The organism is Corynebacterium amycolatum SK46 (assembly GCF_000173655.1).
Classification (GTDB): Bacteria; Actinomycetota; Actinomycetes; order Mycobacteriales; family Mycobacteriaceae; genus Corynebacterium; species Corynebacterium amycolatum_A.
In genome coordinates, this window is sequence record NZ_ABZU01000011.1 from 25,509 (window position 1) to 46,529 (window position 21,021).

18 protein-coding genes and 1 tRNA gene are annotated in these 21,021 nt (G+C 61.7%); 1 reads left to right on the forward strand and 18 read right to left on the reverse strand.

Features of this window, described 5'->3' with window-relative positions:
- Positions 1–59: 59 nt before the first annotated feature.
- The 5 genes from CORAM0001_RS07865 to secA2 form a co-directional block, all read right to left on the reverse strand.
- Positions 60–563, reverse strand: coding sequence for a MerR family transcriptional regulator (locus CORAM0001_RS07865; RefSeq protein ID WP_172620271.1), 504 nt, complete (start codon positions 561–563; stop codon positions 60–62).
- 388 nt (positions 564–951) lie between these two features.
- On the reverse strand, positions 952–1,551 hold the full coding sequence (locus CORAM0001_RS07870; protein WP_005511313.1) for a bifunctional nuclease family protein: 600 nt from the start codon (positions 1,549–1,551) through the stop codon (positions 952–954).
- Positions 1,552–1,596: 45 nt separating this feature from the next.
- Positions 1,597–2,355 (reverse strand): transcriptional regulator FtsR, encoded by a 759-nt coding sequence (ftsR, locus tag CORAM0001_RS07875; RefSeq protein ID WP_005511301.1) that lies wholly within the window; start codon positions 2,353–2,355, stop codon positions 1,597–1,599.
- Positions 2,356–2,426: 71 nt separating this feature from the next.
- Entirely contained in the window at positions 2,427–2,852 is a 426-nt protein-coding gene (gene odhI, locus CORAM0001_RS07880) for an oxoglutarate dehydrogenase inhibitor Odhl (RefSeq protein WP_005511304.1), read from the reverse strand.
- A gap of 238 nt (positions 2,853–3,090) precedes the next feature.
- Positions 3,091–5,370: an accessory Sec system translocase SecA2 gene (secA2, locus tag CORAM0001_RS07885; protein WP_005511231.1), complete on the reverse strand. Its 2,280-nt coding sequence runs from the start codon at positions 5,368–5,370 to the stop codon at positions 3,091–3,093.
- 205 nt (positions 5,371–5,575) lie between these two features.
- Between secA2 and rraA the strand changes: the two genes are divergently transcribed.
- The gene (gene rraA / locus CORAM0001_RS07890; RefSeq protein WP_005511233.1) at positions 5,576–6,049 is read left to right on the forward strand and encodes a ribonuclease E activity regulator RraA; all 474 of its coding nucleotides are present in this window, start codon (positions 5,576–5,578) and stop codon (positions 6,047–6,049) included.
- A gap of 99 nt (positions 6,050–6,148) precedes the next feature.
- Here rraA and CORAM0001_RS07895 read toward each other — a convergent pair.
- From CORAM0001_RS07895 to CORAM0001_RS07955, 13 genes are all read right to left on the reverse strand, one after another.
- Positions 6,149–6,222, reverse strand: a tRNA-Pro gene (locus tag CORAM0001_RS07895).
- 86 nt (positions 6,223–6,308) lie between these two features.
- The gene (locus CORAM0001_RS07900) at positions 6,309–7,289 is read right to left on the reverse strand and encodes a PASTA domain-containing protein (RefSeq protein WP_005511307.1); all 981 of its coding nucleotides are present in this window, start codon (positions 7,287–7,289) and stop codon (positions 6,309–6,311) included.
- A gap of 159 nt (positions 7,290–7,448) precedes the next feature.
- The gene (gene der, locus CORAM0001_RS07905) at positions 7,449–9,770 is read right to left on the reverse strand and encodes a bifunctional cytidylate kinase/GTPase Der (RefSeq protein WP_005511317.1); all 2,322 of its coding nucleotides are present in this window, start codon (positions 9,768–9,770) and stop codon (positions 7,449–7,451) included.
- Positions 9,771–9,821: 51 nt separating this feature from the next.
- Positions 9,822–10,673, reverse strand: coding sequence for a pseudouridine synthase (locus tag CORAM0001_RS07910; protein WP_040361642.1), 852 nt, complete (start codon positions 10,671–10,673; stop codon positions 9,822–9,824).
- A 336-nt stretch (positions 10,674–11,009) separates the two neighbouring features.
- Entirely contained in the window at positions 11,010–11,699 is a 690-nt protein-coding gene (gene bioD / locus CORAM0001_RS07915) for a dethiobiotin synthase (RefSeq protein ID WP_005511263.1), read from the reverse strand.
- A 106-nt stretch (positions 11,700–11,805) separates the two neighbouring features.
- Positions 11,806–13,152 carry an adenosylmethionine--8-amino-7-oxononanoate transaminase gene (locus tag CORAM0001_RS07920; RefSeq protein ID WP_005511238.1) on the reverse strand — a complete coding sequence of 449 codons (1,347 nt, stop codon included), beginning with the start codon at positions 13,150–13,152 and terminating at the stop codon, positions 11,806–11,808.
- Positions 13,153–13,376: 224 nt separating this feature from the next.
- Positions 13,377–14,510, reverse strand: coding sequence for a PDDEXK family nuclease (locus tag CORAM0001_RS07925; protein ID WP_005511236.1), 1,134 nt, complete (start codon positions 14,508–14,510; stop codon positions 13,377–13,379).
- A 485-nt stretch (positions 14,511–14,995) separates the two neighbouring features.
- Positions 14,996–15,610, reverse strand: coding sequence for an SMC-Scp complex subunit ScpB (gene scpB / locus CORAM0001_RS07930; RefSeq protein ID WP_005511298.1), 615 nt, complete (start codon positions 15,608–15,610; stop codon positions 14,996–14,998).
- 164 nt (positions 15,611–15,774) lie between these two features.
- On the reverse strand, positions 15,775–16,617 hold the full coding sequence (locus tag CORAM0001_RS07935) for a segregation and condensation protein A (protein ID WP_005511306.1): 843 nt from the start codon (positions 16,615–16,617) through the stop codon (positions 15,775–15,777).
- Positions 16,618–16,620: 3 nt separating this feature from the next.
- A complete protein-coding gene (locus CORAM0001_RS07940; protein ID WP_040361634.1) occupies positions 16,621–17,496 on the reverse strand; it encodes a ParA family protein in 876 nt (291 codons plus the stop codon).
- A gap of 63 nt (positions 17,497–17,559) precedes the next feature.
- Positions 17,560–18,498, reverse strand: a complete 939-nt coding sequence (locus CORAM0001_RS07945; protein WP_005511275.1) for a site-specific tyrosine recombinase XerD — start codon at positions 18,496–18,498, stop codon at positions 17,560–17,562.
- Complete coding sequence (locus CORAM0001_RS07950; protein ID WP_005511252.1) at positions 18,495–19,148, reverse strand: NUDIX domain-containing protein; 654 nt, start codon at positions 19,146–19,148, stop codon at positions 18,495–18,497. Before CORAM0001_RS07950 ends, CORAM0001_RS07945 begins: the two co-directional genes overlap by 4 nt.
- Before the next feature lie 47 nt (positions 19,149–19,195).
- A complete protein-coding gene (locus CORAM0001_RS07955; RefSeq protein WP_005511242.1) occupies positions 19,196–20,827 on the reverse strand; it encodes a CTP synthase in 1,632 nt (543 codons plus the stop codon).
- Positions 20,828–21,021: the final 194 nt, after the last annotated feature.

A 21,021-nucleotide genomic window follows, 5' to 3' on the forward strand; every position in this document is an offset into this window, starting at 1 on the left:
TCGCTTCTATGAGCGGCGGCCGTAGCAGCGACGCCGCTATCCAGCCGTATCGTTGGCTGTTAGGAGATGCGGCGGCGACGACGCTCAGCCAGCTCGTCGATGCCAGTGCCCGGGTTCTCCTGAGTACCGTCGATACGCTCGGATGGGAAGGAGGCGATGGTGCCAGTCAGTTCCTTCATAATGCCCGGGACAGCGATGCCGAACACTCCCTGGCCACCGTTGAGTAGGTCGATGACCTCTTCATTGGAGCGGCACTGGTAGACGGTGCGACCGTCGGAAACCAGAGTGATGGTAGCCAGGTCATCGACGCCGAGGTCGCGCAGGCGGTCGACAGCCAGACGGATGTTCTGCAGGGAAATACCGGTGTCCAGCAGACCGCGGACAATCTTCAAAACGAGAATGTCGCGGAAGGAGTACAGACGCTGGGTACCCGAGCCCTTGGCGGTACGGATAGAAGGCTCCACCAGCTTGGTGCGTGCCCAGTAGTCCAGCTGGCGGTAAGAAATGCCCGCTACCTGACATGCGATGGGAACGCGGTAGCCAACCTGCTCGTCCGGCCCCATGTCGAACAGGGATTCCTGAACCGCGCGTGGCTCTTGCGAGTCCGACGCACGGAGCTCATTGTCGCCAAAGAGCGAACCGCTGTTGTCGTCGACCATATAAATTCTCCCGAGGTAGTTTCACTGCCGTTATTTATCTTTCGCCAAGGTTAATCGGCTGTCAATACATCACAGCACGACACGCCGAATCTCTAAACCTAAAGTTAAGGTTTAGAGTTTAACGTCACAGTTTCCCCAGCTCAAAAGCAACCCGGGAGAAAAACCGCAGGACGGGATGAAACTATAACCTAAGAAAAATTACCCCTTTTATGGGGACATTCAGCGACACGTCGGAAGAAATAAGCGTCACAACTACCTCAAAAGTAGCCAGCTATTCACTCCAGTCACAGGTTCAACGGTCGCCATCGGAAGCAGAATCGGTGCCACCGTCGGCTTCTCCATCAGACCTCTTATCCTCCACATCTCCATGCGGCTCGGCGAAGTAGTCAGCATCAATACTGTCGAGGAATTCCGCAAACTCCGACACCGATGCCTCGACAGAGTCAGTCTCCGACTCGTCGGCAAGCGAACCGCCATTGGTTGCGACGAGACGCGCCGCTACCGACGTGGCGTCGAGCACATCGCGCGCAACATACAGCGGGACCTCAAGCTCGCGAGCAATAAGGATGAGGTCGGAGGGACGCATATCTATCTCTGCGCCGCCCTCGAGCACCAGGCTGGCGATGAAAACGCCCTCATGCACGCCCGTGATCTGGCCGCGTAGGGCGCTCTGCCCCACCATGTCCAGCGAATCGACGAAGACCTCATGCATACCCGGGCGACGCTGCGTAGCGCCGGTCTCCCGGGCGGAGTACTCCGTCGCCGTCGCTAAATCGATCCAAATCGGGATAATCCGGTTGGTCTCTTCGGCATGCAGGAGCAGCGCTGGATCGCCCTCAGGAGGATGCGCCATCCAGTCTAGAAACTTGACTTCTACGAGTTTTTCGTCCATAACAGCGATAATTGTAGTGAGCCGCTATTTACGCGAGACTACCGACTACTTCCCCAGGTCCTTGTTAACCTGGCGCTTGACTAAAGTGCCGTGCAGCGTGACCATCAGCGCGGTCATCTCACGGCCCATTTCCACCGCCTTCTGCTTGCCGCTAGCCGCACGCGACTTACTCAGCGGACTAGCAGCGAGCGACACCAAGTCTGCCTCACGGGCCGCAGCGGTACGCACAGTTTTGAGGTGGCGGGCATCCAGGCCAAACTCAGCCAGCTTGACTGCCGTCTCAGTGACGAGCAGGTCATCGCCGTCGAACATGTTCAGCGTGTCCGGAGTAATCAGCCCGACTCGGACCAGTTCGGTAATGAACTTCTCACTAGCGCCGGTGCGCTCTGCCAGCTCCGCCTGCGTCAGCGAAACCACTGCAGCTTCGCGGAACTGATCCGCCGTCACCAGCGGAGTGACCGATGCCAGACCATCGCCACCTGCGTTGCCCGCATCAATTTCGTCGAGCTGCTCTTTAATAACCTTCAGCGGCAAATAGTTATCGCGCTGAACGGTGAGAATGTAGCGCAGGCGGTCAATGTCCGCTTGACTGTAGCGACGATAACCCGAGGAGCTACGCGACGGGCACAGCAGCCCCTCCGACTCGAGAAAACGAATTTTGGACAGCGTTACATCAGGGAACTCAACCTTGACTTCCTTCAGCACAGCACCGATGGTCTTCTTCTTGCCCACCGAGCGTGCTTGCTTCGCAGTGCTTTCCGACGAAGCCGGCTGCGCAACTGCTGATTTGCGTACTGCTGCCACTGGTCTTTTCCGAGCCTTTACAAAAATAAGCGGGTTAATGCCGACAGACGTCGGCATTAACCGATGTCGAATTAGTTACCGATAAGGAAGACGAGGCGGAACTTACCGACCTGAACCTCGTCACCATTAGCCAGAACCGCGGAGTTCTTCGGCTCGCGGTTAACGTAGGTACCGTTCAGCGATCCCACGTCGACAACCTCGTAGGAGTCACCGTTCTTGCGGAACTCTGCGTGACGACGGGAAACAGTCACATCATCGAGGAAGATGTCACTGTCCGGGTGACGACCAGCGGTGGTGACTGCCTGATCGAGCAGGAAACGCGAACCCGCGTTCGGCCCCCGCTTGACAACCAAGAGTGCCGAGCCCGCCGGAAGTCCTTCAACACCGGAGACCGTGGAGTCCGTGTTAGAGCTGGACTCCATTTCCTTCAGCAAATCTGCACGGAAGACCGAGGTGGTCTCGACCGATGCCTCTGGCTGGCCGCTATTGCTAGTCATATCTTTCCCTCCGGGATAACCTTGGGCGATTTACTCGTTACTTGTTAGATAATAGCGCCCCAACCGCTTTCGTGTTGTTATCTAATCCCAACCATGCTGTGACACAGCTCACCGACAAGGTATGTACAACATGATTGATATGCGTAAATACCGACATTGGAGAGCTTTCTCTGTGGGTGTACCTAGGCCGGTCACCTGAGAAATATTTTCAAATTGTTACCAAACCTGTGGTTACGGCTTACCTAAACATCGCTGCAATTGAGCCGACGACCGAGCCGCCACCATTGCTGAGTGGGTTGTCGTTGACCATGTAAGTCCACGTCGAGCTCGGGCGAGCAAGACCCGTGTCCTCCAGATGCGCGCCATCGCTGTCGATTTCGACCTCCTGGAAGGTCTGTACCGACTCGGTAACCGCATTGTTCACCAGGTTCTTAAAGGCGCCGATGGCGGCGCGGTGGAACTCATCAATGGGGCTTTCCTTAGCCAGCGCGCGCAGGTGAATCGACTCCCGCAGGTCATCGAGATCCGCCAGGTGGTCCGACCATCCGCGATCCAGGTGGCTCAGCATAATTTCCCGGGCAGCATCCTCGGCGACTTCGCGCCCGACCGCTGCTTCGACTTCTTTCGCCCGCGCCGATGCCAGCTTGGACAGTTCTTCCCAGGCAGCATTAGTAGTCAGCAGTTTCTCCCGGCGCTCATCCAGAATCTCGCGCTGGTCACCGATGAGCTTGTTGTACTTCCACGTCGTCGCATGAATCGACAGCATGGTCGCCTCTGTCACTCGCTGTGCGCGGTCGATGAACTGGTAGGCCCTCTTATCCCGGACACGGCCATCATCCTCGGGCAGCACGCTCAATGTCTCGCCAGCAGCGCCTTCAGAAATCACCGGGTCATCCAGGGAGACAAAGAACACCGACGAGCCCGGATCGCCCTGGCGCCCGGCGCGGCCACGCAGCTGGTTGTCCAGCCGATCCGTGCGGTGCTTGCCCAGGCCGATGACGCACAGGCCACCGCGCTCGACTACGGCATCGCGGTTGGATTCGTCTGCCCCGCCAAGGCGGATGTCGGTTCCTCGTCCGGCCATCTGGGTGGACACCGTGACGCGGCCAATATCGCCAGCATTGGCGATGACTTGGGCCTCCACCTCGTCATTTTTCGCGTTCAGCACCGAGGATTCGATGCCACGCAGGACCAGCGCATCGGCCAGGCGTTCCGATTCCGCCACGTCACGGGTGCCTACGAGTATTGGTCGACCAGTGCCGTTGAGTTCCACGACCTCGTCGACAAGCGCGGCGAACGCGTCGTCGGTGGTCGCGTAGATGCGGTCGGGCTCGTCGTCGCGGATGCATGGCACGTTGGGTTCGATGACGGAGACGTGGAGTCCGTAGAACTCGCGGAACTGGTCGCCCGCGGAGGTGGCGGTGCCGGTCATGCCGCAGGTGATGTCGTAGCGGGCGACGAGTTGCTGGATGGTCATGGAGTCGAGGATTCGGCCGCCCTCCGAGACCTGCAGCCCCTCCTTGGCCTCTACCGCCGCCTGTAGACCGTCCGGCCAGCGCTGCAGTTCCGCCACGCGTCCCTTCGAGGCGTCGATGAGCTGTACCTTGCCGTCGCGCACGATGTAGTCGACATCGCGCTGCAGCAACTCGTGGGCGTGCAGCGCAACGTTGACCTGAACCAGAGTGGTGCCGACATGTTCGGCGTCGTACAGCGAGCCGATGCCGAGCAGGCGTTCGACGCGTGCGGCGCCGGTGTCGGTGAGGAAGACGTTGCGGCGGCCTTCGTCGACGGTGTAGTCGTCGCCGAGCTGCAGGCGACGCACCACGTCGGTGATCTGTCCGGTCGGTGCGGTGCCAGGCTCATTGCCGGCAAGCACGAGCGGGACTAGCGCTTCATCGACCAACACGGAGTCGGCTTCGTCGATGATGGCGACGTCAGCAGGCGATTGCACGCGGTCCTCGACGGTCGGCGCGCAACGGTCGCGCAAGACGTCAAAGCCGAGTTCGTTGACGGCGGCGTAGACGATGTCTGCCGCATATGCTTTACGACGCTCCCCCGGACCATCCTGCGGCGAAATAGCCGCCACCGAGAGCCCAAAGAACCCGAACAGCGGTTGCATCCACTGCGCGTCGCGGCCTGCGAGGTAGTCGTTGACGGTCACGGAATGCACGCGGTGGCCACGCAGCGCGAACCCGGCTGCAGCCAGGGCGCCGGAGAGAGTCTTGCCCTCACCGGTGGCCATCTGGATAACGTCTCCCTCCATGAGCGCCAGTGCACCTTGCAGCTGCACATCGAAGGGGCGCATGGACAAGGTGCGCTGGGAGATTTCGCGGAGCGCGGCTAAAAGCTCCGGTGCGTCGGTGGCGTGTTGGCGGGTGAAGTCGGCGAGGTCGGCGTCGGAAAGCGCCTTTACCTGCGGCTCGAGCTCAGCGGCGCGTGCCACCAGCCCTACGCTGCGTTTTTGGTTACGCCCCTGCTTGCCGCTAAGAGCCTTCCAGAACCAATTAAACCCAGCCATCTTCTACCCTTTCCTGCGCACGTGTGGTTGTCGGCGCGTTCTGACTCACCAGAGTAATCAATCTGGGCCGGCCTTCGGAGTGTCAATCGCTGCCAGCGAATTTGCACCATATGTCTTTAGTCACATCTTGAGTTTGAAACAATGGAGTTAACACTTGTTACGAGCACATTCTTGTGATCATTTTTCGGAAGGACTTGAATCCCCTATGACAATCGAATTCATCCCCACCGCTGACCTAGTTGACGAGATCGGCCCGGACGTGCGTTCCTGCGATACACAGATGCGCAACCTCGGTGGTCGCCTGGAGTTCTGCGGCAAGATCTCCACGGTCAAGTGCTTCCAGGACAATGCGCTGCTGAAGAAGGTTCTCTCCGAGTCGTCTGAGGGCGGCGTGCTTGTCATCGACGGTGACGCTTCTGTTCACACGGCGCTGGTCGGTGACGTTATTGCGGGGCTCGGTAAGGACAATGGCTGGGCTGGTGTGGTCGTCAACGGCGCGATCCGCGACTCCAAGCTAATCGGTGAAATGGACTTCGGCTGCAAGGCGCTTGGCACCAACCCGCGCAAGTCCACCAAGACCGGCGAGGGCGAGCGCGACGTCGTTGTCTCCTTCGGCGGCATTGACTTCGTTCCGGGCGAGACGCTCTACGCTGACTCCGACGGTATTGTCGTGCGTTAGTGCGCTTGTGCGCTAGACGGCAAACGAAACCGTAAAGCAATAGCCGTAAACAAAAGCCGCCGCCTCCCGGAATCTTCCAGAAGACGGCGGTTATTTTTGTCGGGCTGACCGGATTTGAACCGACGACCCCCTCACCCCCAGTGAGGTGCGCTACCAAACTGCGCTACAGCCCGTGTGCACGAAAGTGCAACGAGCTATAGGTTACATCATTGGTGTTTGCTGGCGGAAATCGCCCCAGCCCCCTGCTTTTCCTGCGGCATTACTGCAGGTAGATGGTCACAGGCGTGGATGTCTCCGCCATCTGTCCCTCCGGCGGATCGATCGAGGCAACCTTGCCCATAATCGCGGCCACAGAATTGGTCTGATTGCCCTCCGCGTCGACGACGGTCACGTTCTGGTAGCCGTTGGTACGCAATTCCACCTCGACCGATGCCGGGCTCTTGCCCACCACGCCCTGCGGGATGGTGCCCCAGCCGCTGCTGCGCTCACCGGGTCCGGGGATAGCTGGCGGCGACTCGCGAAGTTGGTCGAGCTCCTGCTCGATGCGCTCACGAGTGTCGTTAATCGTGCCCGATGGGTCCAAACGATCAGTTGGGCTTGTCGTGGTTTCTTCCGGCGAGGTTGTCGTCGGTGTCGGGCTTGACGACGTCTCCTGCGTCGGCTCCGCCGTATTGTCGTTTTTGTCCTCGGTTCCGGAAGTAAAGGACAAAACCAAGGCTACCAGCGCGACTACGGCCACCATGGCGGCGATGGCCACGATGGCGACAGGCTTACCCCACCCCTTCTTGGAGTCATCATTGCCACTGTTGCCACGGTTATTACCGCGGTAGTTGCCGTTGTTCATGTCGCCGTAACCGCCTGCGCCACCTGCGGCGTACTGCTGGGTTGCGCCTGGCTGCTGGCTCGCCTGACCATAGCCGCGTTCTTCTTCAGAAAGCGGCGCCCAGTACTGGCCGCTACCCTGCGCGCCAGCGCCTTGCGCCCCGGCACCTCGCGAGTTCTCAAAACGTGTTTCATCGCCACGCTGGAGGAATTGTGTCTCAGAGGAGTCACCGCCAAAGTATTCGGTCGGCTGCTCGCCCGCGAAGTCGGCATCCGGGTTGTATCCGCGGTATCCCTCGTCCCGCGGAATGTAGCGAGTCGCGGAGTCATCGCCGTATGAGCTTGAGGAATCGCGTCCGTAGCTGTTGTCTCGGCCATCGTACTGAGAGCCGTCACGGTTGTTGCCGCGCCTGACCATTGTCAGTTCTCCTTATCGCTAATTTACTGAAACTCTAAAATGCCAACGAAAAGCCCAAAATGCAATTGCCTAAATCACATTTTGGGCTTTTCTCGGCTCAATTCGAGCGACTAGCAGGGCTTAACAGATCTTGCCTAGAGGCACTCCCTAGCAGCCTTCCTAGCGGCGCTTTTTCTTCTCGCGGACACGCACCGCGATGCGCACCGGTGAGCCCTCGAAACCAAATTCTTCACGCAGTTTGCGCTCCAGGAAGCGACGGTAACCGTGCTCCAGGAAGCCGGTCGTAAACAGCACAATCACCGGCGGGCGCGAGGATGCCTGGGTGGCGAACAGCACGCGCGGCTGGCGGCCACCACGCAGCGGTGGCGGGTTCTGCTGCATGATCGCACGCAACCAAGTGTTCAGGCGACCAGTGGAGATGCGCTTATCCCACGATTCCACGGCCTCCAGCATCGCCGGCTCCAGCTTCTGCACAGCGCGACCGGTCTTGGCGGAGATGTTCACCCGACGAGCCCACGGCACGTGTGCGAGCTGCTCTTCAATTTCGCGCTCGAGCAGGTCGCGGCGGTCCTCATCCATGAGGTCCCACTTGTTGTAGGCCACCACCAGTGCGCGACCGGAGTCGAGAATCATGCGCAGCACGCGCTGATCCTGCTCGGTAATCTGCTCGGAGGCATCGACCAGGAAGATCACGACCTCGGCGTTGTCAATCGTCGAACGAGTACGCAGCGAAGCGTAGAACTCGTGGCCCTTGGCGGTCTTGGTCTTCTTGCGGATACCAGCGGTATCTACGAAACGCCACAGCGTCTCGTCCATCTGCACCAGGGAGTCCACCGGGTCAACCGTGGTACCGGCCACGTTGCTGACCACTGCGCGATTTTCACCGGAGAGCTTGTTCAGCAGCGAGGACTTGCCCACGTTCGGCTTGCCCACCAGCGCCACGCGACGAGGTCCCGTCGGCAGCGACTTCGCACGCGGCACCTCCGGGAAGGAAGCCACCACTTCGTCCATTACGTCGGCATTGCCACGGCCGTGGAGGGCCGAGGTTGGGTGCGGCTCACCGAGCCCGAGGGCCCAGAACTCCGCGACGTCGCCAAGCTGCGAATCCGACTCAAACTTGTTGGCGGCGAGAATAACCGGCTGCTCCGCGCGCTGCAGGCGGCGGGCCATGACCTCTTCCGTGGCGGTGATGCCGACAGTGGTGTCGACGACCATGACAATCACATCGGCGGTCTCCATCGCAGTCTCCGCCTGGCGAGCAATCGCCGCATGCATACCCTTGGCATCCGGGTCCCAGCCGCCGGTGTCCTGCACCCAGAAGCGGCGTCCGCCCCATTCCCCCAGGTAGGAGATGCGGTCGCGGGTCACGCCCGGGAAGTCTTCGACAACTGCTTCACGACGGCCAATGAACCTGTTAACCATGGTGGACTTACCAACATTCGGACGTCCCACAATGGCCACGGTCGGAAGAGCTTCTTCCTCCTCGTCGCTCACGCCAAGCGCCGCGAAAGCGTTCTCCAGTTCTTCCCAGTCGGCATCGTCGTCGATCTGGCCGGTTTCGGCGCGCTCGATGGCTTCGGAGATGATCGTCTCGTGATCAGCAATCGTGCGGTCGATGAATTCATCTGCATTGGTGTGGCTACCTGCAGTGCCCGGCGCGTTTTCGCTCTCCACGTTTGCGACCAGGTGTCCGGCGGTGTCGTCCTCGGAGTCCTCGGAGTCACCCTCATAGTCCTCGAAGGAGCCCTCGAACTCCTCGTTGTCGACATCGTCCCAGTCCATGGTGGACCCCGGGTAACCAGCCTCAACGACATCGAGGACGTTTTCCACGACCTCTTCAATGTCCATCTCAGAGGTATCCAGAATGAACGCATCTTCGGCTGGCTTCAGCGGAGAGGTCGCACGGTTGCTGTCGAGTTCGTCGCGGCGGATGACGTCGGCAAGCACGGTGTCGAAGTCAGCCTCACGACCAGCAGCGATGTCCTGGTCGTAGCGGCGGCGAGCGCGGACCTCTGCGGAGGCGGTCATGAAAATCTTCGCCGGAACGTCCGGGAGAACGACCGTTCCGATGTCGCGGCCTTCCACCACACAGCGCACGGCCGATGTGGCCAGCGAGCGCTGGAGTGCGACCAGGTTGGTGCGCACGGCTGGAATCGCGGAGACCGCCGACACGTTGCGGGTGACCTCCGGGCCGCGAATCTCGCCAGAGACATCCTCGCCGTCGAGGAGGACGGCGGTGGAGTTCGGATCATCGGAGACTTCCAGCGGCAGGGCGGCCGTCGCCTTGGCCACGGCTTCCTCATCAGTCGGGTCGATGCCCTGGCGCAGCACCCACAGGGTGGCAACGCGGTACATAGCGCCGGTATCCAGGTATTTTGCACCCAGCTCGGTTGCGACCATCCGGGAGACAGTCGACTTGCCAGTGCCGGAGGGGCCATCGATGGCAACCAACAGCATGTCGTCAGTGTTCTGCTCGCTCATGTGGGCTCCTTCAGCTCCTTGGTTTTCTTCGTTCTTTTTCACTAGTGCCATTTACAGCCCCACCGCGTTGTAGAGGGAGGTCAGCTCAGCGCGGTTGAGTGCTCGCAGCGCTCCCGGGGTCTGCTCGCCCAGCTGGACAGTGTGAATCTTAGTGCGCACCAGGCGCTCGACCGGGAAGCCCGCAGTCTTGAGCATCCGGCGCACGATATGCTTGCGGCCCTCGTGCAGCTCGATGCGGACGATAGAGCGACCCTGCCAGACGTCGATGATCTGCGCCATATCCGCCTTGGCGATGCCGTCATCGAGCTCAATGCCCTTCTCCAGCTCGCGCATAACCTTGGAGTCGACCTCACCGACAACGGTGGCCATGTAGGTCTTAGTGACCTCGTAGCTCGGGTGCATCAGACGGTTGGCCAGCTCACCGTCATTGGTGAGCAGCAGCAGGCCCTCGGTGGCTGCATCCAGGCGGCCCACGTGGAAGAGTCGCTGACCAGCGCTGATCTTCTCACCGATGATGTCGCCCACACACGGGCGGCCCATGTCATCATGCATAGTCGACTGCACGCCACGCGGCTTGTTCAGGACGAAGTACTGCATGTCCTCATTGACGATGACGCGGGAACCATCAACGCGAATCACAGACGTGTTCGGGTCCACCCGCACGCCCTGTCGCGTCACAATCTTGCCGTCGACCTCGACGCGGCCTTCGTCGATAAGCTTTTCCGCCATGCGACGCGACGCCACGCCTGCCTGTGCGAGCACCTTCTGGAGGCGTACACCCTCGCCTGCTTCGCTGTGAGCGCGCTTGCCCGAGCCGCGGCGGTCCGAGTCCACGTGCTGGTGGCGCGCCGGGCGGGCGTTGGATACGTAGATGTCCTTCGCGTGGACGTTGGAGGTCTCCATCTTCGCGCCGCTGTCGCGACGGCTGCGATTGCGCTGCGCGTTAGTGGAGCCGTGTGCGCGGTTGGAGTGATTCTTACGGTTCTTGTGTGCCGGTGTGCCTTCTCGGCGAGCGGGTTTAGCCACTTGACCTACATCCTTTTCAAGCGTTGGAGAATGTTCTGTTTGTTAGAACGTCAGCGCCAGGCGACGCTGTTCTCTCCCCCCGTGGGCCCAAAATGGCCGGTGGAAGCAGGTTAATTAAGAGAATTACAGAGAAAGCCTCGCGCCTTGTCGTCTAGCCACCTTAGCACGTTTCTCGCAAAACGCCAGCTTAACGACGTCCCGCGCGGCCTCTATCTACAGCCCTGCGGCCCACTCTCGCACGCCCGGCAGCCACTGCGAAGCTTTCGCCACAAACTCCTGCCGGCCCAACGCTCCCGCTCCCGCCTGCACCGACCCCAGCAGCGGCACCCCGGTGACGCGTGGCAGTTCTTCCAGGTTCGTCTCGATAATCGGGTCGACATCCGCCGGCAGCGAGCCCCCGACCAGCGCCGTGACATTGGCCCCACGGCCCCGCGCCACCTCAACGGTAAGCTCCGCCTCGTTCAAGCACCCCAGACCCAACCGTGTCACGACCACCATCTGACTACCCGGCAACAACCCCGCCAGCTCCGGCAGCGCCCAGTCTTCGCCGAGCCTCACCAGCAGACCGCCCGCACCCTCCACGAGAACAACACGATTCGGCCCGTCGATAAGCTTGATCTTCTCCGCGATCTCCGTGGCCGACGGCAGGCGCATGCCCGCGCGCTGCGCCGCCGCCACCGGCGCCATCGGCTCGGGGTAACGCTCGAAACCATGCAGATTATCGATCCCTGTCAGCTCCGCGACAGTATCCAGATCACCGCCGTCAGGGCCCGGAAATCCAGTCTGAATTGGCTTGACGACGTGCACCTCCTTACCCTCCTCGCGAAGTGTCGCCGCCAGGGCTGCCGTACCGATGGTCTTTCCAATATCGGTACCGGTGCCGGTAACAAGGACGATGCTCATGGTGGTTGGTGCTCCTTTTTGGTGGTGTGTTGCTGTGTTGTTTGCTGCGTTGTTGTGTTGTTGGCTGTGCAGCTTGATGCGTTGCTGTGTTGCGTTGTTGGCAGCGCTACTTGCGTTTTTCCTCCGCGGCGACGATGGCGGCGATGGCCTCGCAGATGCGGTCGACCTCGTCATTGGTGCTGATATACGGCGGCATGGTGTACACCAACTTGCCGAATGGTCGCAGCCACACCCCGGCATCGACAGCCGCTGCGGTGGCCAGACCCATGTCCACTGGGCGCTGCATTTCCACGACACCGATTGCGCCAAGAACACGCACGTCGGCCACAGCATCGCTGCTGGCTAGGGGCTGGAGCTGTTCGCGGAGTCGGGACTCGATGCGCGGGACATCCTCACGCCACTGCCCTTCTGCAATCAGGTCGAGCTGTGCGCAAGCCACCGCACAGGCCAAGGGGTTGCCCATGAAGGTGGGGCCGTGCATGATGCCTCCGCCTGCACCACTGGAAATAGTACGAGCCACGTCGGCGGTGGTGAGGGTGGCTGCGAAGCTCATAAAGCCGCCGGTCAGCGCCTTGCCGACACACATAATATCCGGCACAATCCCGGCCGCCTGCGTCGTGAACAGGTCGCCAGCACGGCCGAAGCCGGTGGCAATCTCATCCGCGATGAGCAGGATCCCGTGCTGGTCACACAGTTTCCGGAGCCCCACAAGCAGCTCGTGGTCATGGAACCGCATGCCACCCGCTCCTTGGACTACCGGTTCAATGATGATGCCGGCGACGGAGTCGTCGATAAGCGAATCGAAGTGCGCGAGATAACGTGCGCGTTCCTCTTCGGTTGCGCCGCGGGCCGGTGGTTTGTCGGCGAAGACCTGCGGAGTCCACTGCCCCGTCCACAGCGAATGCATGCCGCCCTCGGGGTCGCAGACGGTCATGGGCGCGCGAGTGTCGCCGTGATAGCCGCCGCGCCACGTGGCCAGGCGGGTGCGCTCGGGATGGCCAATGGCCTGCTGATACTGCAGCGCCATTTTGATCGCCACCTCGACGGAGACCGAACCCGAATCCGAGTATAAAATGGCATCAAAGCCGGGGCCTGCGAGCTTTAGGAGCTTCTCCGCCAGCTCAATAGCCGGACGGTGTGTGAGTCCGCCGAACATGACGTGCGACATCGTGGTGGCCTGCTTCTGCGCGGCTGCGACCAGCTTCGGGTGCGAGTGGCCGTGGCAAGCGGCCCACCAGCTGCTCATGCCATCGATGAGGGTACGGCCGTCGGCAAGGTGGAGGTTCACGCCCTCGGCGGACTCGACCAGCTTGGGCGCGACCGGCGACGGGATGGGGCCGTATGGGTGCCAGATGTGTTCGGCGTCGAAGGCTGTGAGATTGGCGATGGCTGGCTGGGTGGGCGGTTGGGAGTGCGGCTGTGCGGGCGGTTGGGCGGTTTTCGGGGCTGTCATGATACTCAAGCATAATACCTGTACAGCGCCAGACTTGAACGACGTTCGGGGTTGGCGGTGGAACTTCTCGCAAGGATTACAGATAGTCTCAGCGACTTTACGACACCCATGTCACCTCGTGGCAGCTGTGGAGGTGGCATGAGGTGACACCGGTGTCGTGAAGTGGAGTTTTGGGGCTGCGGATGGCTGTGGAAGCGGGCCGAGAGCGGCAGTGCCGATGCCGCCTAGTACAGCCGCCCCGCCTGGCTCCACACCTGTCGGCGACGCATGGCCAACTCGGCCGCCTTACCTGTGATCGTGATGGGCTGCCGTGCGAAGGCGTAGTTTCCGCGATAGCAACTGCCACCATTTGCCAGGTGACGTCGGATTTCCGTGGCCGCTTTCCGCAAAGTGGCTACGGCGGTGCCGTCGAAAAGCTGTGCCCAGACGATCCGGATGACATTTAGTCCGAGATTCTTCAGGCGCTTTTCGCGCTCCAGCTCCTTTGCGATTGCCACCTGCGTGTCCGCGACCCCGCCATCGGTGTATTTCATACGGCCATCGAACTCGACGACCAGCCCAAGTTCGGGCAGGTAGAAGTCCACACGCGCGATGAAGCCACGATCATCCCGAAAGGAAACCTGCTGAAGCAACGGAGCCCGAGAATCGTCGACAGAAGCTAGCCCCGCCTGGACGATTGCTTCTTTAGTGAGCGATTCCCCAATGCTTTCCGACGACGCTGTCGCTTGCCTCAACAACCTCCTGGCCTGCGCATTTCCCGGAGCGCGAGGATATGCAGCCAACGTAGCCGACAGTTCCTCGGTATCGGTGTGGCGCTGGAGGGCGGCGTCGGCAAGCACTAGTGCATTGTGCGGGGTGCGGGAACGGCAGACGTCGATGACGGACTTTGGGACATCAGTGACGAGGCGGCCATCGACTTCTACGATGTCCTCAGGGAGAATCCGGCCGGAGACGCGGATGAGGCGATTGTGCGGCCGGTAGGAGCCGTCCGGCGTGCTTCGCGATTGCCCGCGCGTGCGACCGGAGTTGGCTATCGCGATGGGAGTGTTGTGCGTGAGTAGAGGTAAACCGTGGAGAGCAGCGGCGGCATCGCGGGTGATTACGGTGGCGGTGCCGCGATGGACGAGCGCTTTGATTTCCAGGACGTAGCGTTCGGTGGTGTTTAGGGGGAGCCACCTGTCGACTGGCACGTACGCGCCGTGTGCGAGCCACAGGAGGCTGCCGCTTTTGGCTCGCTGGCGGAGATCTCGGTCGGAGTGCTGGCCGATTCGGGAAATTGCGAATGTGCTGGGGCGGGCGCATTCGCGCTGCTGGCCGGTACGGATGATGTTGTCGGCGTCGTAGCTCCACTGCGGCATCGGTTTGCGCTCCTGAGGTCCAGGCAACTGCTGGTTGGTGGGTGGTGGTGTGAGTGTTTGCGAGTTGGCGAGTTGGCGAGTGTTTGCGAGTTTGTGAGTGTTACGTTCTCATTTTTGGGCTCACACGGAGGCTCAGGAGGCATCGATTGGGCGTCGACTGTGGATAGTTTGCAGTTTTCGGGAGTTATCCACAGGAGCCGGTGGGCGCGGTGTGAGTGCGGTGAGTGCGGTGAGTGCGGTGAGTGCAGTGAGTGCGGTGAGTGCGGTGAGTGCGGTGGGGGTGTGGTGGGGGCAAAGGCTCGCAGTGAGCTGTAGCGAGCAGCAAACCCAGCCCAAAATGCGACTTCACGACACCCATGTCACCTCGTGGCAGCTGTGGAGGTGGCATGAGGTGACACACGTGTCGTGAAGTGGGTTAGCCGATGGAGCGATCCCCGCTACGCCCCGCTCAGCACGACTAGCCCCGCCCCTCCATCTAGCCCCACCTAGTCCAACGGCTCGTCGATCAAGTCGACCTCTGGCAACAGCGGAGCCAGATCCGGCAACTGGTCCAGCGAATCAATCCCCAGCAGCTCCAGGAACAGCGTCGTCGTAACGTACAAATGCGCGCCGGTTGCCGGGTCCTCTCCGGACTCCGCAATCAGACCGCGCGCGACCAGCGTGCGCATCACACCATCAACATTGACACCGCGCACACCGGAGACCTGCGCACGCGTGGCCGGCTGTCGGTACGCCACCACTGCCAGCGTTTCCATAGCTGCACGTGAGAGCTTCGACTGCGAGCCATCCAGCAAGAATCGCTCGACCGCGCTGGCATGCGCGGGAGCTGTGTAGAAGCGCCAGCCCTCATCCGTCTCCCGCAGCTCAATACCGCTGCGACGTGCACGGTATTCGTACTCAATCTCGCGCAGCACGTCACGGACATCACTTGCGGAAACATCCAGCGCCCGCGCCATATCCTCCGCCGCCACCGGCGTATCGACTACCAGCAGAATCGACTCCACGCCTGCGCGCAACGGGTCAATGGGCGGCAACTGCGCCGAAGAAGCAGACGCGGGCTCCACGGCCTGCTCGGATGGTGCGGAACTGGTTTCGCTCATGCGCGTCAGATTACGCAACTTCCCGCGCCGGGCGCCAATCAACTGGGCGCTAATCAGCTGATAGCACCAGCCCAACCAAGCCCAGCCCAACCCAGCCCGACCAAGCCCAGCCCAGCCCAACTCGAACCCAGCTCGAAGCCGGCCCAACAGCCAGCACAGGCCACCTACTCCCAGTTCGCCGCCGCCACGACAGCCGGATCCACGTCCAACCCGGTCCAGGCCACGTGGATTTCCTCCAGCGCCTCCTCTTGCTCCACACCGATTGCCTTGGCTCGGTAGAGCTCCAGCAGCGCGAGGAACCGCCCAACAACCTCCATGGACACGCGGCACTCCGAGGTCAGCTGCGTAAACGTCAGCCAGGTCCCCTCGCCTGCCAGCCGCAGCGAGTCCAGGATTTTGCCCGCCTGCTCCGGCACAGACACGGGCACGCCATGGATGTGCCCGACACCGACTTCCTCCGGGGGCTTCGGTCGCATCACGACGGCCGCAAACTCGGCAAACTCCCCGAGCGTCATGCCCAGGCGCACGGGCGGCAGCAGCTCCTCGAACTGCTTATCCGGCCCCACGGCCCGCGGATAGCGCCGCGGCGCGGTCTTCTGCCACTCCTCGAACTGGTCGGCCACCTTGCCGTACGCCTGGTACTGCAGCAGTCGGGCAAACAGCAGGTCGCGCGCTTCTAGCAGTTCGAGGTCTTCTTCGCTGTCGACGTCGCCACGCGGCAGAAGCCGTGCGGTCTTGAGGTCGAGCAGCGTCGCTGCCACGACGAGGAATTCGGTGATTTCGTCGAGGTCGCTGACTGCGTCGAGGCTGCGCGTGTACGAGATGAACTCGTCCGTCACCGCCGCCAGCGCGACTTCGGTGACGTCCATCTTTTTGCTGCTGATGAGCTGCAGCAGCAGGTCGAAAGGCCCGTTGAAGTTCGCGAGCGCGACGCGGAAGCCGGTGATCTCTTCCTGCACGCCCTCGCTTGACGACGGTTCGGGGGTGTAACTATCCGGGGAAGCCACCTATTATTTGCGGCCTTTGCGCTCGATGACCTCGCGGGCCAGGTTGCGGTACTGTGCCGCAGCTGGGGTGTTCGGCGCCCAGGTGGTGATGGGCTCGCCAGCGACGGAGGTTTCCGGGAAGCGGACGGTACGGGTGATGACCGTGTCGAAGACCTTGTCCCCGAAGACCTCGATGAGGCGTTCCATGACTTCCTTGGCGTGGCGGGTCCGGCGGTCGAACATGGTGACCAGGATGCCCGAGACTTCCAGGTTGAAGTTAAGGCGGTCGCGGACCTTGGCCACCGTGTCGGTGAGCAGTGCCAGACCGCGCAGGGAGAAGTACTCCGCCACCATCGGGATAATGACTCCCTCAGCGATGGTCAGCGCATTGACGGTCAGCAGGCCCAGCGACGGCTGGCAGTCAATGATGATGAAGTCGTAGTCGTTCATCACTGGGCGCAGTGCGCGTCCGAGGGCCTGTTCGCGGCCGACTTCGTTGACAAGCTGGATCTCCGCAGCCGACAGGTCAATGTTGGCCGGGACGAGGTCCAGGCCGGAGACCTTGGTGTGGTGGATGGCATCGCGGACATCGGTGGTGTCGTCGACGATGAGGTTGTAGACGGTCAGGTCGAGTTCCTCGTGTGGAACGCCGAGACCGGCGGATAGTGCGCCTTGCGGGTCCAAGTCAACGAGCAGGACTTTACGGCCGAACTCCGCCAGCGCCGCCCCCAGGTTAATGGTCGAGGTGGTCTTACCCACGCCGCCCTTCTGGTTACACATTGCCAGGATGACCGCGGGGCCATGACTGGTCAGGGGTGCGGGTTCCGACAGCTCACGTGCCGGACGACCGGTGAGACCGAGTTCAACTCGATCGGCCTCAAACAACCCTTCTTCAGCCACAGTCAATCCCTCTTCCTTGAAGATTTCTCATTAACTCTAATGCGCCATATATTACGGCACATATTACCGCGAGTATTCAGCCCGTGGGTGAGCCCCCGCCCAGACTCGTCGCATATTCTCCGCGGTAATCATGGTGTAAATCTGGGTGGTCGTCACCGAGGCGTGCCCCAGCAGCTCTTGGACCACGCGCACATCGGCCCCGCCCTCAATCAGGTGCGTGCCAAAACTGTGGCGCAGCGTATGCGGGGAAATTTTCACCTTCAGCCCGGCGCGCTCACCCAGTTCCGCCAGCGTATTTCCCGCCGACTGCCGAGACAGCCTGCGCCCCAGCGAGTTGATAAACAGTGCCGGCCCGGAGTTCGCCCGCACCCAGCTTGGCCGCCCGCGTGTCAGCCACGCATCCAGCGCCGCCATGGCCGGCGATCCCACGGGCACGATGCGTTCCTTGCCGCCCTTGCCGCGCAGCAGCACCAGGTTGGTTTCGCGGTCCACGTCATCGATGTCCAGGCCGGTGACCTCGGAAACGCGCGCACCTGTCGAGTACAGGAACTCCACCAGCGCGCGGTTGCGCAAATCCGTCACGACAGCGGTGCCGTCGTCGGGGATGGACTCGATAAGCCGGGTGACCTCATCAATGCTGAGCGCCTTTGGATACCGCGAGGGCTGCTTCGGCGGCGCCACCCGCTTGGCGACATCCACATCCAACGCGCCCTCACCCACCGCGAACTTGTGGAAGCTCCGCACCGCGGACAGGGATCGCGTCACCGAGGTCGGGGCCAGTGCCGGCCTGCCCTCTGACTTATCTCCCCGCGCGAGATACGCCAGGAACTCTGACACATCCTGCTCGGTGACCTGCGCCAATTCCGTGCGCCCAATCTCCCGCAGATAGGTGCGGTACTTCTCCAAGTCGCGCTTATAACTGGCGAGCGTATTCGCCGACAGGCCCTTTTCCACCGCGAGGTAGGTCACGAAGGCGCCGACAAGCGGATCGATCGAACTCATCGGATGCGTTTCAGGTCCGCGCCGGCGCCGAGCCGCTCCGTCCGGCGCTTCGCCAGGGCCATCGGTCGAATGTCGAACGGCTCCGCGACCGAGCGTGGCGTCGTACCCCTCAGCAGCACCTCCGCCGCCAGCAGAATGCCAGACAGCGCGATGCCGTTGAGGATCTCCCCGCGCAGCGCCATCGCCACCGCTTCATCCACCGCGATCCACGACGCAGTCATGTCCGCTTCCTCATCGTGGGCTTCCGGCTTATCGACGGCACGGAGACCCCTGGCCAGATAAATCCGAACCGCTTCCTCTGCGAAGCCGGGCGAGCTGAACATATCTGTAAGCAGGGACCAGGACTCGGCCTCCAGTCCGGCTTCCTCGACCAACTCGCGTTTGGCGGCCTCCAGTGGGTCCTCGTCCGCGACATCGAGAAGACCGGCCGGCAACTCCACCAGACGCTTCCCTGCCGCCTGCCGCCACTGATTCAGCAGGTAGAGGCGGTTATCCTCATCTGCGGCAACGACTGCGACAGCGCCGAAATGCTCCACAACCTCGCGGGCGGACACATTCCCACCCGGCATTTGCACCTGATCGCGACGAACCGCGATAATAGGTGCCTCGAGAACAATTTCGGAATCAACAACGTCAAATTGGTGCGCCATGAGATTTACTCTAATAGGTAGGCCGGATTCGACCTCGCGGAGCTAAGCTAAGCGCGTTTGAGAGCTGCGGCGATGAGGCCGTCGAAAAGCGGATGGGCGTGGGTGGGGCGTGACTTCAGCTCCGGGTGCGCCTGCGTGGCCACGAGGTATGGGTGCACGTCCGTGGGGTATTCGACGAATTCGACGAGTTTGCCGTCCGGCGAGGTGCCCGAGATGACCAGGCCAGCTTCTGACAGTTGGTCGCGGTAGGCGTTGTTGACCTCGTAGCGGTGGCGGTGGCGCTCGGTGACCTCAGTGGTGCCGTAGAGGTCGGCGACGACGGAGCCTTCGGCAAGCTTCGCCGGATAGGAGCCCAGGCGCATGGATCCGCCCAGGTCAGCCTCACCAGAGACGGCCTGCAGCTGCTCCTCCATCGTGGCGATGACCGGCTCGGCCACGTTTTCATCGAACTCGGTCGACGACGCGCCTTCAACACCTGCGGTGCGCGCCGCCTCAATGACGACGCACTGCATGCCCAGGCAGATTCCCAGCAGTGGCGTACCGGTTTCTTTGGCGTAGCGGATGGTCGCAATCTTGCCTTCGATTCCGCGACCGCCGAAGCCGCCGGGGATGACGATCGCGTCAACGCCGGCCATGTTCTTCTTCAGCCCATCTGGGGTTTCGCAGTCATCGGAAGCGACCCAGCGGATGTTCGCCTTCACGCGGTGGGCGAAACCGGCTGCGCGCACGGCTTCCGCGACGGACAGGTAGGCGTCCGGCAGGTCAATGTACTTGCCGACGAGAGCCACCGTGACCTCGCCCTTCGGGTTGTGGACGCGCTCGAGCAGGTCACCCCACACGGCCCAGTCCATGTCACGGAACGGCAGGTTAAGGCGGCGAATGATGAAGGTGTCCAGGTGCTCGTCGTAGAGGACCTTCGGGATGTCGTAGATACTCGGCGCATCCGGGCAGGACACCACGCCCTCGCGGTCGATGTCGCACATCAGCGCGATCTTGTTCTTGAGCGAATCGGGGACGTCGCGGTCGCATCGCAAAACGACGGCATCGGGAACCAGGCCAATCGAGCGGAGCTCGGCCACCGAGTGCTGGGTGGGCTTGGTCTTCAGTTCCTTGGAGGGGCCGAGGTACGGAACCAGCGACACGTGTAGGTAGAAGACGTTCTCGCGGCCGACGTCGTGACGCACTTGGCGTGCGGCTTCCAGGAAGGGCTGCGACTCGATATCGCCGACGGTGCCGCCGATTTCGGTGATGACCACGTCGGGCTTTTCGCCGTTCGCGTCGGCATTCCCCATAGCCACGATGCGGGATTTGATCTCGTCGGTGATGTGCGGGATGACCTGGACGGTCTGGCCGAGGAATTCGCCGCGACGCTCCTTGGCGATGACCGAGGAATAGACCTTGCCGGTGGTGACGTTGCCGCCGGCGGAGAGGTTGCGGTCGAGGAAGCGCTCGTAATGCCCCAGGTCCAGGTCGGTTTCTGCGCCGTCTTCAGTAACGAAGACCTCGCCGTGCTGGAAGGGGTTCATGGTGCCCGGATCCACATTGAGGTAGGGATCGAGCTTCTGCATAGTCACTTTCAGACCACGCGAGGTGAGCAGGCGGCCGAGCGAAGCCGCAGTTAAGCCTTTGCCGAGGGAGGAGGCAACGCCTCCCGTAACGATGATGTATTTCGTAACCACGGGACTTCAGAATATCGCCTGCGCGGGTGTGAGCGCAAGCGACTTTTCACAATGGCGGAGGATGTTTTCACATTTGGGTAACTCTTTGGGGTTTTCCGCAGGGCTTGACGACGGCCTTAGATGCAGCCACGGTTGCGGTGCACAGCCGGAATCGTAGCCCGAACCGCGACTGCGGTGCATCAATGCACAAACGC

Excerpts from the sequence above, each read along its gene's own strand:
- CORAM0001_RS07920 (WP_005511238.1), bottom strand. The coding sequence starts at position 13,152 with ATGACAGCCCCGAAAACCGCCCAACCGCCCGCACAGCCGCACTCCCAA.
- CORAM0001_RS07900 (WP_005511307.1), bottom strand. The coding sequence starts at position 7,289 with ATGGTCAGGCGCGGCAACAACCGTGACGGCTCTCAGTACGATGGCCGA.
- CORAM0001_RS07925 (WP_005511236.1), bottom strand. The coding sequence starts at position 14,510 with ATGCCGCAGTGGAGCTACGACGCCGACAACATCATCCGTACCGGCCAG.
- bioD (WP_005511263.1), bottom strand. The coding sequence starts at position 11,699 with ATGAGCATCGTCCTTGTTACCGGCACCGGTACCGATATTGGAAAGACC.
- CORAM0001_RS07945 (WP_005511275.1), bottom strand. The coding sequence starts at position 18,498 with ATGAGTTCGATCGATCCGCTTGTCGGCGCCTTCGTGACCTACCTCGCG.
- CORAM0001_RS07950 (WP_005511252.1), bottom strand. The coding sequence starts at position 19,148 with ATGGCGCACCAATTTGACGTTGTTGATTCCGAAATTGTTCTCGAGGCA.
- CORAM0001_RS07910 (WP_040361642.1), bottom strand. The coding sequence starts at position 10,673 with ATGGAGACCTCCAACGTCCACGCGAAGGACATCTACGTATCCAACGCC.
- CORAM0001_RS07870 (WP_005511313.1), bottom strand. The coding sequence starts at position 1,551 with ATGGACGAAAAACTCGTAGAAGTCAAGTTTCTAGACTGGATGGCGCAT.
- odhI (WP_005511304.1), bottom strand. The coding sequence starts at position 2,852 with ATGACTAGCAATAGCGGCCAGCCAGAGGCATCGGTCGAGACCACCTCG.
- secA2 (WP_005511231.1), bottom strand. The coding sequence starts at position 5,370 with ATGGCTGGGTTTAATTGGTTCTGGAAGGCTCTTAGCGGCAAGCAGGGG.
- scpB (WP_005511298.1), bottom strand. The coding sequence starts at position 15,610 with ATGAGCGAAACCAGTTCCGCACCATCCGAGCAGGCCGTGGAGCCCGCG.
- CORAM0001_RS07865 (WP_172620271.1), bottom strand. The coding sequence starts at position 563 with ATGGGGCCGGACGAGCAGGTTGGCTACCGCGTTCCCATCGCATGTCAG.
- rraA (WP_005511233.1), top strand. The coding sequence starts at position 5,576 with ATGACAATCGAATTCATCCCCACCGCTGACCTAGTTGACGAGATCGGC.
- der (WP_005511317.1), bottom strand. The coding sequence starts at position 9,770 with ATGAGCGAGCAGAACACTGACGACATGCTGTTGGTTGCCATCGATGGC.